Raw genomic sequence first — 13,251 nt, 5'->3', positions numbered from 1 at the left:
TTAAAAGACAAACTATTAGAAGTTAATTTTCTACATTTGAGAATAAATAGTTAAGCGATGAAAAGTAAATTAGGTATCTCATTTTTGGTTTCAATTGTTTTAATAAATAATGTTTTTTCGCAGGCAATAAAGAAACCTTTAATTGCAGCAATTACTTCTAAAGATTTGCGAACGGATATGTTTGAAATGTCTGGAGATCACTTTAACGGACGAGAGGCAGGAACTTTAGACGAACTTAAAGTTTCTATGTGGTTGGCCGATAAAGCCAAGGAGGCTGGAATGAAACCTGCAGGAGATGATGGAACATTTTTTCAATATTTCAATTTACATCGGCATCAAGTGTCATCTTCTACTTTCGTAACTATTGGTGCTAAAAGTTATGAATTATGGAAAGAGGTATTGATTTCAGAAACCAATCCATCTAAAGTTAATGCGCCAATCCTTTTTGTAGAAAATACCGCTTTATCAAATTTAGAAAGTATAGATGTAAAAGGAAAAGTAGTAGCAATACTCGCATCTCAGGAAGGAATTTTAAATGATATTTCATTATTTGAAAGGCGTTATCCAGGCTATGTTCGCAACAAGTTTTATGAAACACTAGTAAAAAAAGGAGCATCCGCCTTAATTATTATTGCAGACGAACAAGGGGAGAAGAGTTGGGATGCTGTAACACCACAAATGTCTCGTGGTATATATGGCATCGACGGAGTTAGAGACGCTGTTGTTCCAGCCATGCCCGTTTTTTGGTTGCATAATTCAGAATTAGATTTTATCAAAAACACTAAAGATTTTTTAAAATCAGAAGTTCATGTAGCATCCTATCAATATCCTTCAGTTAATGTCATTGGCAAAGTAGAAGGAACTGACCCTGTTTTAAAAAAAGAGTTTGTTTTAATCAGCGGACATCAAGATCACGATGGCGTGCGACAAAAATACGGTCAGGATTCTATCTATAACGGTGCAGATGACAATGCCAGTACCTGTGTAGCCATGTTAGCCATGGCAAGAGCTTATAAAAAGCAACCTGGTAAAAGATCAATATTGTTTGTTTTTCATGGTGCAGAAGAACGAGGCTTGCTAGGATCTCGTTGGCATGCTTCACACCCTGTAGTTCCTGAAAAAGATATAGTTGCAGTATTAAACGGAGACATGATAGGTAGAAATAATGTGAATCAAGCTGCATTATTAGGTTCTACATCGCCTCATGAAACGTCTTCAGATTTAGTACGTATCGCAAAACAAGCGAATGATGATGGTCCAAAATTCGAATTGGATAAACTTTGGGATAGGCCTGAACATCCTGAAGTTTTCTTTTTTAGATCCGATCATTTGCCCTATGCAAGAAAAGAAATTCCAAGTGTTTTCTTTACAAGTGTTTTGCATAGCCAATATCATACTCCTATGGATGAAGCAGAAAACATAGATTATGTCAAATTGCATAAAATGACTGAATGGATGTATAGAACGAGTTGGTATTTAGCCAATGATAAAAATCGTCCAAAACCTTTACCGAATATTAATTTTGAAAGATAAAGAACGATATGACATTAACTAAAAAATCCTGTAATGTGAATTACAGGATTTATAGGTTAAAATAAGTTTGCAATTATTTTATCATTTCAAAACTTCTTTTTACAAAAGCAGTTAAAGCCTCACCTTTTAATAAGTTTTGTGACAATTTAGCCAAATCTAAAGCTTGTTTTACCAAATGCTCTTGATGCGATTTGTCTTCAGTATTTAAAATATTGGTGGCCAATTCTGAGTTGGTGTTTACCACCAAATTATACATTTCTGGCATATTACCCATTCCAAACATTCCGCCACCGCCTGATTGGCTCATTTCTTTCATTCGACGCAAAAATTCTGGCTGCGTGATAATAAATGGAGAAGCGTTGCTGTCTAAAGCTTCTAGTTGAACAGAATAGGTTTGTTTAGGAACAATAGTTTCAAGTACTGTTTTTAAGCTTTCTTTCTCTTCATCTGATAATTTAGAAATAGCATTTTCCTCTTTCTTAATTAAATTATCAATATGATCTGAATCTACACGAACAAAAGTTACATCTTTATTATCGCTCTCTAGTTTCTGAATTAAATGCGAAATAATAGGCGAGTCTAACAACAATACTTCATAGCCTTTGTCTTTTGCAATTTCTATGTAGGAATGCTGTGCTTCTTTATTACCAGCATATAAAACAACTAATTTCCCGTCTTTATCGGTTTGTTTGTCTTTCAGATTTTCTTTTAATTCTTCTAAAGTATAATATTTACCATCAACAGTAGGATATAAAACAAAGGCTCCCGCTTTTTCATAAAACTTGTCTTCAGATAACATTCCGTATTCTAAAACAATTTTAATGTCGTTCCATTTTTTCTCAAAATCTTCACGGTTTTCAGTGAATAATGATTTCAATTTATCAGCTACTTTACGAGTAATATAGTTTGATATCTTTTTTACAGCACCATCTGCTTGTAAACTAGAACGAGAAACATTCAAAGGAATGTCCGGAGAATCAATAGCTCCTTTTAGCATTGTTAAAAATTCTGGAACAATTCCTTCAACATTATCAGTTACATAAACCTGATTTTGGTAGAGTTGAATTTTATCTTTTTGAATTTGAATATCAGAACCTAATTTGGGGAAATATAAAATTCCAGTTAAGTTAAACGGATAATCAACATTCAAATGAATATTGAATAACGGTTCTTCAAATTGCATTGGATACAATTCGTGGTAGAAATTCTTGTAATCTTCATCCGTTAATTCTGTTGGTTGCTTAGTCCAAGCAGGATTAGTGTTGTTAATGAAATTATCTACTTCAATAGTCTCTGCTTTTGCATCTTCTGGCGCATCATCGGCTAAAGGAAGCGTTTCTTTTTTTGTTCCAAATTTAATTGGAATAGGCATGAACTTATTGTACTTATTCAGTAATTCTTTGATTTTGAACTCTTCTAAAAATTCTAAAGAATCCTCAGCAATGTGCAAAATTATTTCGGTGCCACGGGTCGTTTTGTCAGCTGGTTCTAATGAAAATTCAGGACTTCCGTCACAAGTCCAGTGTGCAGCTGGCTCGTCTTTATAGGATTTAGTAATTATTTCTACTTTTGAAGCTACCATAAAGGCAGAATAGAATCCAAGTCCAAAATGACCAATAATACCAGAATCTTTAGCAGAATCTTTGTATTTTTCTAAAAACTCTTCAGCTCCTGAAAAAGCCAATTGGTTGATATATTTTTCAACTTCATCAGAGGTCATTCCAATTCCTTGGTCGATGATGTGAAGTTTTTTGCCTTCTTTATCGATTTTTACCTCAATAATTGGGTTGCCATATTCCACATTTGTTTCTCCAATACTGGTTAAATGTTTTAATTTTAGCGTAGCATCTGTTCCGTTCGAAATCAACTCACGTAAAAAAATTTCGTGATCGCTGTATAAAAATTTCTTGATTAAGGGAAAGATGTTTTCTACCGAAACATTAATTTTTCCTGTTGTCATAGTTGTAAATTTTTTAAGTTAATTTTTTTTATATTAGTCAAATAAGATACCAAATTCTAATAAATGACAAATTGTCGCAACTATTTATTTTGAAAGAAAATATTTTTATTTTGAAACAATTTACATGGAAATGCTTTGTACATTCGCAGTAATTTAATTTTAACTTTTGTAAATTATGAAAAAAATACTTTTACTATTATCCATTTCTGTATTCCTATGTGGATGCAAATCGAAGTCAGTTACTAATACTAAGGTAGACAATAAGACAGAACGAGTTATTAAAGGGAATTGGTCAATAACAGCTGTAAATTATCCAAGTTCAGAATATATTAAAGTAAATTCTTTTGATATTGCTGATTCAAAATGCTTTGTGGGAAGCACATGGAAATTTATTTCTAACAATAATAAGGGAAGTATGGCTTTGACTAATGCTTCGTGTCTGACTTTTACTTCTGATATTACTTGGTTTATTAATAAAGAAGGCCAGTTTGTTATGAAAGTATTGTCAGCTGGAGAGAAAGCAAAAAGAGTTAGAGACGGATATGTCTTGAATGTTGCAAATGTAACTGAAACCTCATTTCAACTCGTTGATAAGATTAACGTAGGAGGAAAAATGACAGAAGTGATTTATCAATTTCAAAAAAACTAAATAAAATATGAAAAAGTTTACACTATTATCAGGGATACTATTAGTTGCGCTGAGCACTATAATTACAAGTTGCGAAGCTGTAAAAAACACAAACAAAACACAAAGAGGCGCTGGAATTGGAGCAGTTAGCGGAGCAATTATTGGCGGGATTCTTGGTAATAACCTAGGAAAAGGGGGTAATGGTGCGCTTGGTGCTGTGCTTGGAGGTGTTATAGGAGGTACTGCTGGTGGAGTTATTGGTAATAAAATGGACAAACAGGCTAGAGAAATCGATACAGCAATTCCTGGAGCACAAGTAGAGCGAGTGGGAGAGGGGATTAAATTAGTTTTAAATGAAAATGCGGTTCGTTTTGATACTAACAAATCAACTTTGACCGCAACTGCAAAAGCAAATTTAGATAAACTGGTTAAAGTTTTTAATGAATACCCAGATACAAATATCGTTATTTATGGGTATACTGATAGTACGGGTTCTGCTGATCATAATTTAAAGTTATCGAGAGAAAGAGCTACTTCTGTAAAGAATTATTTATCGAACCAAGGCTTATTGGCTAGCAGGTTTAGTATTAACGGTTTAGGAATTGCTGATCCAATTGCATCAAACGATACTCCACAAGGAAGAAGTCAAAACCGTCGTGTTGAATTTGCTATTACTGCAAACGAAAAAATGATACAAGAAGCTCAAGAAGGAAAATAAAATTCAATTTTCTATAACCTAAAGCTGTTTCGTTTAGAAGCAGCTTTTTTTTTGCCAAAATTTAACACAATATTTTGTTTAATCATTGTGTACATATATTAAACAAACAGTATCTTTACCAAAGATTTAAAATACATTATTATGGCAACCACTAAAAAAATAGCTTCAAAAAAACACACAATCAATGATGACCATATCATTACATTGTACATGAATTCCGTTTTAGAAAACAATCAAAGACCAAAAAACGTTTTCCAATTTTGCAAAGAAAATGCAATAGAAGAGGCTGATTTTTACTCTTTTTTTGGATCGTTTAGCGCTGTAAAGCAAGCCATTTGGGCTAAATTTTTTGAGAATGCAATTGCATCCATTGAGAAAGACGAGAATTATAGTACGTATACAGATAAGAATAAATTGTTGACTTTGTTTTTTACGCTATTCGAAATCTTGACGTTAAATAGAAGCTATGTGCTATTTTCACTACAAGAAAATAACGATGGATTGAAAAATTTAAAAGATTTAAAACAATTTAGAAGTTTATTCAAAACGTTTATAACTGAAATTATTGAAGAGAATCCGAGCGAAAGCTTCGTGAAATTAGAAAAAATAACAAAACCAGTATTTTCTGAAGGAGCATGGATTCAGTTTTTGTTTATATTAAAATTTTGGATGGACGATACTTCTAAAAGTTTTGAAAAGACAGATATCGTAATCGAGAAATCAGTAAATACTGTAGTTGATTTATTAAATACTAAACCGTTAGAGAGTTTGTTTGATCTAGGTAAATTTCTGTGGAAAGAACGTAAAATGTAATTTATTACAAGCACTATAAAATGAAAACAATAGATAAAATTCCAACAGGAAAAATAGAACGTGCCAGCCAACTCGTAAAGACAGGTTTTAAGGTTGGAGGAAACTATGTTGCTTATTATGGGGAGAAAATAGTTAATCCGTCCTTAACCAAAGATAAATTGAATGAAAACAATGCGGAAGACATTTATGATGGATTGCAAAATTTAAAAGGGAGTGCTCTTAAAGTGGCTCAAATGCTGAGTATGGACAAAAGCATTATGCCACAAGCTTATGTAGACAAGTTTTCCTTATCCCAATTCTCTGTTCCTCCTTTATCGGCACCCTTGGTTAGAAAAACGTTCAAGAAATATTTAGGAAAGTTTCCAGAAGAAATTTACGATACTTTTACTCCAAATTCTATAAATGCGGCTAGTATAGGTCAGGTGCATGTTGCTACAAAAAACGGAAAGAAATTAGCCGTAAAAATTCAATATCCAGGCGTTGCTGATAGTATTAGTTCAGATTTGGCGTTGGTAAAACCTTTTGCAACCAGAATGTTCAATCTAAAAGGGAAGGATTCTGAAAAATATTTTATAGAAGTTGAAAATAAATTGCTTGAAGAGACCAATTATATTTTAGAATTAAAGCAAAGCCTCGAAATGGCAAATGCCTGTAAAGACATAGCCAATTTAAGATTTCCTAACTATTACCCAGAGTTGTCTTCAGAAAAGATTTTAACCATGGATTGGATGGAAGGGGAGCATTTGTCTGAATTTGCAGCTAAAAATACTGATAGAGCAAAAGGAGATAAATTAGGACAAGCTCTGTGGGATTTTTATATGTTTCAAATGCATGAACTGCGACAAGTGCATGCTGACCCACATCCCGGTAATTTTTTAATTGATAGCGAGGCAAATTTGATGCCAATCGATTTTGGTTGTATCAAGAAAGTGCCAGACGAATTTTATTTTCCTTATTTTGAATTGGCAGACCCAAAAGTGATTAATAATCCTTTTTTGTTTAATGAAAAATTATACGAATTAGAGATATTGCGTTTAGACGATTCGCCAGCTGAAATTGAATACTTTACAGGAATTTTTCACCGATTGTTAAGTTTGTTTACCAAACCTTTTCATGGTGATTATTTCGATTTCTCCGATGAAGATTTTTTTGCTGAAATAGCCGTTATGGGCGAAGATTTTACTAAAGACACCCAATTGCGAAAAATGAATGGCAATAGAGGTTCTAAGCATTTTTTGTACATTAATAGAACCTTTTTCGGGCTATACAATTTAATGCACGATCTAAAAGCTAGGGTAGCTACTCAAAATTACATGATTTATAGCTCGACGAGTTAGATGAGTTGTTTGTTGTTTTAGGTTGGTAAGAGTGGTTTTTCTTTTTTAGGAAATTAATCACTCTTACTTTTTTCTAATTTCTCCAAGCGTTTTAGTATAGTAGCGTTTGCTTTTACAAGCTCAGCATTTGCTTTTTGAAGTTGTTCTATAAGTTCTTGTTGCTCTTGTACTGCCTTTACGGTAATTGGAATAATATCGTTATATCTCATACCATAATTCCCTTCAGGGTCTTTATAAATTACACCATTATTATAATCCCCCTCTTTTTTCAAAGATGCTTCTACTTCTTGGGCAATAAAACCATATTCTGTTTTTTTATTTTCATCATTATTTTTGAAATAAGAAACAGGACGTAATTTTTTTATAAAATTCAATCCTAAAGGAGAGTCTTTTATGTTCGATTTTGCTCTTTTGTCAGAAGTTACGGTCCAACCCACTTGAATTACAGCCGATGTAATTGCCCCGTTTCCTAATTTTACTTGATTACTAATAGTATTGTTAACTCCAAATCCAATTGATATAGCATTACTGGTAGCACCAGTACCATTGGTCTGATATCCAATAAAAGTATTACTATCACCAGGTGTATCTCTACCAGCATTGTGTCCTACTGCAGTATTATTATTTCCAGGAGATTGCATTAAAGCATCTCTACCAATTGCTACATTAGCACTGGCATTACCTTGAGAGAATGCATTATACCCTACGGCAACATTATCAATTCCACCTGTTGTTTGTCCACAAGCTTGTGTGCCAATTGCAACATTGTTACTAGCAGTGGTTGAATTTAAAGCTTGATACCCTATGGCTACGTTATGTGCTGCTACACCTGTACTTCCACCCATAGCTTGAGATCCAATAGCTATGCTAAATTGAGAGGCAGGATCATTGTTACCATCAAAAGCACCATTACCTATAGCTACACAGTCACCCCCACGAATAGCTGCGCCTGCTTGAAAACCAATTGCAACTATTCCACTTCCTTGAACTGCATTTCCAGCTTGAAAACCCAATAAGGTATTATTAGAAGCTGTATTATTCAATCCTGCTTGATATCCCATCGCAACAGTGTTATTACCACCAACGTAATTTAATAAAGCATTATAGCCTACAGCAACATTTGCAGAACCACCAACGTTTGCTCCTAAAGCATCAGTTCCTACTGCTATATTTTGCAATCCAGTAGTGTTTGCATCTAAAGCACGAATACCTAAAGCAATATTATTACTTCCTGTTGAGTTTGTTGTTAAAGCATTGTAACCTACAGCTGTATTATCAGCTGCCGTGCTAACCGCTAAAGCTCCAGAACCAACTGCAACATTATTTGCACCAGCAGTAGTACCTAAAGCATTAAAACCTACAGCAGTATTATCTGCTGAAGTAAGTGCATCGCCTGCTCCATAACCGACAGCAGTATTGTTTGCTGCAGTACTAGCCGCTAATGCGGAGTATCCTAAAGCCGTATTCCCAACAGCAGCTATATTCGCAGCTAATGCACTAACCCCAAAGGCAGTGGTTCCCGCAGCAGTATTTAAGTTTGCGGAAGACAAACCAAAAGAAGTGCTTGTAGTTCCAATTTTCCCAGCCTCTAAATTATTTCTTCTAAAAGCGACATCAACACCATTTGTAGTTCCCAAAAAATTAGTGCCATCTACAATATTAGAATTCCCTGTTATAAGCCAAGAGTTTGTTGCTCCACTTCCTAGTCTAACCCAAGGACCTGTTGCGGAACTTAAGAAATAAAAACCAGGAGTAACATCGTTTAATGTATTGGTATTGTATACTAGTTCTGATTCGGTACCTGTAAGTACGGGTAGCACAACAGTGGTTGCTGTTAATGCCACTCTAGGTATTAATAGCCCATCTGTACCTGAAAATACATCTAAAGCAGCGAAAGGGTTTGTAGTGCCTATTCCTACTTGAGCATTCGTTCTAGTTATTGCAAAAACAACTATTAAAAGCAATAGAAGAGATTTCATTTTTTTCATTTTAATTTCCATCAGTTGGTAAGTTGTCAATTTATTTAGTATTGATTCCTAAAAAGTGAAATTTTTAGGGGAATCTTTTTAGTAATTTAAAATACAGCTACTTTTAATTTTTCTTTTTTAAGAATGGAAGTAGAAGCTTTAATTGGTTTTGTATATAAATAAATTTGAAAAATGTATTGATTTTTTTATTAATTCAAATTCATAATACGGACTAACACAAAATTAGCTACAAAACTCTAATTTTACAGCTATTTTACATATACAAAAACTATACAAAAGCCAATTACAACGTTGTAAATTAGTAAAACCCTTATAAATCGAATGGTTTTGACTCTAAAACAGTTTTAATTATTTTTTTGTGTTTAACTGTTGTTAATTCAATTTTAGAGAATGTTGTAGTAATGTTGTGGTTTTTTTAATTTTAATCTAAAAGTCAAGACTATTAATTGCTTAATTTTTAAGGCATTAAAATTGGTGTTGCAATAATTAAATGTTTTTATAAATTTCAAATTCACCAAAAAATAACATTTATTACAATATTTTTAATGCTTGTTTTAGTGTGATAAGTTTTTTTAAAAACTATTACTCACTCTTTTTTTTCTCTAATTTTTCTAAACGTTTTAAAATAGCAAGATTTGATTTTAAAAGTTCGGCATTAGTTTTTAAAAGTTCTGTATTTGTGTATTTAAGTTGTTCAATAATTTCCTGTTGCTCTTGTACTGCTTTTATTGTAATTGACGTAAAATCATTATATCTAACGGCATACATACCCGCATCGTCTTTACTGATAATTCCATTGTTTTTGTCTCCTGCTTTAGTAAGAGCCAGTTCTAGTTCTTGAGCAATAAACCCGTATTCCGTTTTTTTATCTTTATCGTTTGTACGGAAATAAGACACCGGACGTAATTTTTTAATAAAATCTAATCCCAAATTAGAATTTTCTATATTCGATTTCAGCCTTCTGTCTGAGGTTGCTGACCATGCCACTTGTGTAGTTGCTAACGAAATGGCTCCATCTCCAATTCGTATTTGATTAGAATTAGTTGCAACAGCAACTTGAGCGTTAAAACCAATTGCTGTATTGTTTGTGCCTGTTGTAATAGCATTTCCTGCAAGATTTCCTAGTGCAGTATTATCACTTGCAGTAGTACTAAACAATGCATTTTTCCCTACAGCAGTACAATTATTTACAATAACGGCATTGTTTAGTGATCCTTGACCAACCGATACATTGTCATTTCCAGATTGAAGCCCTTGAGAGGAATTAAAACCAATAGCTACATTATTATTGGAATCATTGCTGCCACTTCCAGCACTTCCCAGTGCATTAGCACCAACAGCAACATTTTGAGAACATACATGATCGAATGTAGCGTCTAATGCACCCCATCCAACAGCTACATTATTTGATGTGCCTAAATTGATACTATTGGTTAAGGCATTTACACCAATTGCTGTATTTCTTGTAGAAATATCATTAGATAATGCACCAACACCAAATGCAGTGCTAGAACTTCCAATTTTACCTGCAGATAAATTATTTCGTCTAAATCGGACATCAAAATCATTAATAGTTCCCATAAAATTTAATGGACTGGCAATTGTATTCCCTGTGATATCCCAACTTGTTGGTGCCGCTACACTCGACCAAGACAAGACTCCAGTTCCGTTTGTGGTTAAAGTTTGACCATTAGTTCCACGAGCGGTTGGAAACACATAACCTGTTGTTGCAGGATCTCCTATTTGAAATTGACTATTTGTTCTTAGGATTTTTGGAGATGAAGTAAAATCTCCATAAATTAGTGAAGTTGTAGGTGTAGTTGCAGAATTTGAGATGTATAATTTATTGCTAGTTGCTCCCGCTTCTGCCGAACCCGCTTCGTTTCCTAAAAACACGTTATTACTTCCTGTAGTAGTTGCACTGCCTGCTAACCGACCTAAAAATACATTATTAGAACCAGACGAGTTAAACCACCCTGCATGAAAACCAAGGGCTGAATTTCCAGTGCCCGTTGTAGCCAATTGCATAGACTGATAGCCAACAGATGTATTATCAGCACCCGCAGAAAGTGCTGATACTGCATCCCCTTGAAGTGCTTGAAATCCTAGCGCTGTTTGTCTATTCGATTTATTAAACTGTAAGCTTTGATGCCCTACTGCTGTATTATGTTCGCCTGAAGAATTGGTTGCTAAAGTTTCTTGACCTATAGCTACATTATTACCACCTGATGTATTTTGGCTTAAAGCTCTATAGCCAATTCCAGTATTTTCAATTCCTGTTGTATTTGACTCTAATGCACCAGATCCAACAGCAGTATGGGTACCAGTAGTTGTATTCGATTGTAATGCATTATAGCCAATGGCTGTATTGTCAGAAGCGGTTTGGTTGGAAGCTAATGCATTTACACCTATTGCGGTACTTTGTGTACCAGATGTATTAGCTGCCAAAGTTCCTACTCCATATGAAGTGTTTGTTATTCCTATTTTCCCAGATGCAACATTATTTCTTCTAAAAGCAACATCTACATCGGTTAAAGCTGCGGTTCCTATATAGTTAGTTCCATCAACTATTCCAGTATTGCCAGTAACCGACCAATCTGTTGTTGCAGAAGCGGAAGCTGCAGCTAATCTAACCCAAGGTCCTATTGCAGTACTTAAGTAATAAAAACCTGGTGTAACATCGCTTATTGTTGCTGTGTTGTATACTAGTTCAGAAGTAGTACCTGTTAGAATTGGTAACACAGTTGCAGTACCTGTTAAAGCTACTCTTGGTATAAGTAATCCATCATTTGTAGAATTTATATCTAAAGCTGCTGTAGGAGTAGTAGTTCCTATTCCTACTTGCGCATTGGTCGAAAGTACTGAAAATATAAAAAGTAGGAAAAAAAAAGATTTGAAGTTATTCATAATTATTTAATAGGTTGTCATACAGAGGTTTTAATTTAATACCTATTGTACTGTTTATATAAGCTAAATTTTTGATTGTTTTAATTACGAAATAAATCAGTAAATCTCATTTGTTTTTTTAAATTCACTTGAAAAATCAATCAAATTTTCTTAATAAAATATAAAAAGTATTTGTAGATTTTTATATGTCAACAAAAATAATACTTATTATTTTATAAAAATAATTTAAGGATATAAAATCTGTATAATGCTTAATTTCAACGTTATAATTCAATGTTTCAAAATAGTCTTTTACTTTTTTTCATTCTAAAATTGAATTTTATTTAGTATAAAAATTTATACTGTTTAGGCAGGTATAACCATAAATATTTCAGTTCAAGTTTTTTTTATAAACAGGAATCAAAACTACTAAAATTTAAATCCAAAACGAATTACACCCAACAGGTTTTCAATTCGTATATTATCCTTTTGGGTATATAAATATAGTATTTCGGTTTTTTATGCGTTTTTCGATAGCTATTTGTAGGGATAAAACTCCTAGATACGCTACATATTAGAAGCGGCGTACTTAAACCTGAGAGCAACAAACGGAGCGGATCCAGTCTTTTTTTAATGGGATTTTACTTGTGTCTTAATACAATTTGCATTGGCAAATTATGTATGAACTATAAGCTTTTTATAAAAAATAATTTGGTACAAAGGGTTGCAATTGTGTATTTTATTTTCTTATTGTTCTCCTTAGTGTATGTATAACTAAAGACTTCCCATCTAAAGTATCAATTCGTCCCTACTAACTGTACATGCAATACGTATGAGCCATCAATGTGACCGCGGTCAATTAGGTTAACGACCGCGGTCAATTGTTAGTTTCACCGCGGTCAAATGAACCTATTACTAAGACAAAGTGGTGTCTTTGTGCCAAAGTTTATTTTTACTTATTGTATCACCTTAAATTTTTATACTCTGACAATTCCTTAAACCGCTGTTGGCAAAACCAACCCTACTGATTCTATGGCTTCAATGCTCTACTATCCCCGAGCAACACTATCGGGCGAAATAGATTTGGATACACTTGCGGAGGAAGTTTCCTTAAAATGTACCGCAACACCCGCTGATTGTTATGCAGTAATTATAAGCTTAGTTCATGTTGTTTCTAATGCTTTAAAAGACGGAAATATTGTGCGTCTTGGCGCAATGGGATCGTTTCAGGTAAGTGTCAAAGGAACGGCAAGTAATAGTCCCGAGGCTTTAAATCAGAACAACATAAAAAGCGCTTCTATTTTTTTTAGACCTGGAGCCAAATTTAAAAAGATGTTAGGCGAATTGGTATTTTATAAGAAAAAAATATAATACAACTTAACTTTCTA

General features: G+C 33.6%; 9 protein-coding genes. 6 read left to right on the top strand and 3 right to left on the bottom strand.

The features are described 5' to 3' along the window. The first annotated feature begins 57 nt into the window (after positions 1-57). Positions 58-1,533, top strand: a complete 1,476-nt coding sequence (locus F6464_RS13055) for a M28 family peptidase (protein ID WP_151108397.1) — start codon at positions 58-60, stop codon at positions 1,531-1,533. 73 nt (positions 1,534-1,606) lie between these two features. Here F6464_RS13055 and htpG read toward each other — a convergent pair whose 3' ends face one another. Then, a complete protein-coding gene (htpG, locus tag F6464_RS13050) occupies positions 1,607-3,493 on the bottom strand; it encodes a molecular chaperone HtpG (RefSeq protein WP_151108396.1) in 1,887 nt (628 codons plus the stop codon). A 175-nt stretch (positions 3,494-3,668) separates the two neighbouring features. On the opposite strand from htpG, the gene F6464_RS13045 reads away from it, so the two are divergent. The 4 genes from F6464_RS13045 to F6464_RS13030 all read left to right on the top strand — a co-directional run bounded on the left by F6464_RS13045 (position 3,669) and on the right by F6464_RS13030 (position 6,989). Further along, the gene (locus F6464_RS13045) at positions 3,669-4,142 is read left to right on the top strand and encodes a putative periplasmic lipoprotein (protein WP_151108395.1); all 474 of its coding nucleotides are present in this window, start codon (positions 3,669-3,671) and stop codon (positions 4,140-4,142) included. A gap of 7 nt (positions 4,143-4,149) precedes the next feature. Then, complete coding sequence (locus F6464_RS13040) at positions 4,150-4,839, top strand: OmpA family protein (RefSeq protein ID WP_151108394.1); 690 nt, start codon at positions 4,150-4,152, stop codon at positions 4,837-4,839. 141 nt (positions 4,840-4,980) lie between these two features. After that, positions 4,981-5,652 (top strand): TetR family transcriptional regulator C-terminal domain-containing protein, encoded by a 672-nt coding sequence (locus F6464_RS13035; protein ID WP_151108393.1) that lies wholly within the window; start codon positions 4,981-4,983, stop codon positions 5,650-5,652. A gap of 20 nt (positions 5,653-5,672) precedes the next feature. Then, positions 5,673-6,989, top strand: coding sequence for an ABC1 kinase family protein (locus F6464_RS13030; RefSeq protein WP_151108392.1), 1,317 nt, complete (start codon positions 5,673-5,675; stop codon positions 6,987-6,989). 53 nt (positions 6,990-7,042) lie between these two features. Here F6464_RS13030 and F6464_RS13025 read toward each other — a convergent pair whose 3' ends face one another. Then, the gene (locus F6464_RS13025; protein ID WP_191963391.1) at positions 7,043-8,968 is read right to left on the bottom strand and encodes a tail fiber domain-containing protein; all 1,926 of its coding nucleotides are present in this window, start codon (positions 8,966-8,968) and stop codon (positions 7,043-7,045) included. Between the two features lie 591 nt (positions 8,969-9,559). Continuing rightward, a complete protein-coding gene (locus tag F6464_RS13020) occupies positions 9,560-11,884 on the bottom strand; it encodes a tail fiber domain-containing protein (RefSeq protein ID WP_151108390.1) in 2,325 nt (774 codons plus the stop codon). A 1,020-nt stretch (positions 11,885-12,904) separates the two neighbouring features. Here F6464_RS13020 and F6464_RS13015 point away from each other — a divergent pair. Beyond that, the gene (locus tag F6464_RS13015) at positions 12,905-13,234 is read left to right on the top strand and encodes an HU family DNA-binding protein (protein WP_191963390.1); all 330 of its coding nucleotides are present in this window, start codon (positions 12,905-12,907) and stop codon (positions 13,232-13,234) included. Positions 13,235-13,251 lie beyond the last annotated feature (17 nt).

This window comes from Flavobacterium luteum, from assembly GCF_008806775.1.
GTDB lineage: Bacteria > Bacteroidota > Bacteroidia > Flavobacteriales > Flavobacteriaceae > Flavobacterium > Flavobacterium luteum.
The sequence above is the reverse complement of the archived record's forward strand: the minus strand, read 5'-3'. Positions and strand labels throughout refer to the sequence as shown.

Excerpts from the sequence above, each read along its gene's own strand:
- F6464_RS13040 (WP_151108394.1), top strand. The coding sequence starts at position 4,150 with ATGAAAAAGTTTACACTATTATCAGGGATACTATTAGTTGCGCTGAGC.
- F6464_RS13045 (WP_151108395.1), top strand. The coding sequence starts at position 3,669 with ATGAAAAAAATACTTTTACTATTATCCATTTCTGTATTCCTATGTGGA.
- htpG (WP_151108396.1), bottom strand. The coding sequence starts at position 3,493 with ATGACAACAGGAAAAATTAATGTTTCGGTAGAAAACATCTTTCCCTTA.
- F6464_RS13025 (WP_191963391.1), bottom strand. The coding sequence starts at position 8,968 with ATGAAATCTCTTCTATTGCTTTTAATAGTTGTTTTTGCAATAACTAGA.
- F6464_RS13055 (WP_151108397.1), top strand. The coding sequence starts at position 58 with ATGAAAAGTAAATTAGGTATCTCATTTTTGGTTTCAATTGTTTTAATA.
- F6464_RS13015 (WP_191963390.1), top strand. The coding sequence starts at position 12,905 with ATGCTCTACTATCCCCGAGCAACACTATCGGGCGAAATAGATTTGGAT.
- F6464_RS13020 (WP_151108390.1), bottom strand. The coding sequence starts at position 11,884 with ATGAATAACTTCAAATCTTTTTTTTTCCTACTTTTTATATTTTCAGTA.
- F6464_RS13035 (WP_151108393.1), top strand. The coding sequence starts at position 4,981 with ATGGCAACCACTAAAAAAATAGCTTCAAAAAAACACACAATCAATGAT.
- F6464_RS13030 (WP_151108392.1), top strand. The coding sequence starts at position 5,673 with ATGAAAACAATAGATAAAATTCCAACAGGAAAAATAGAACGTGCCAGC.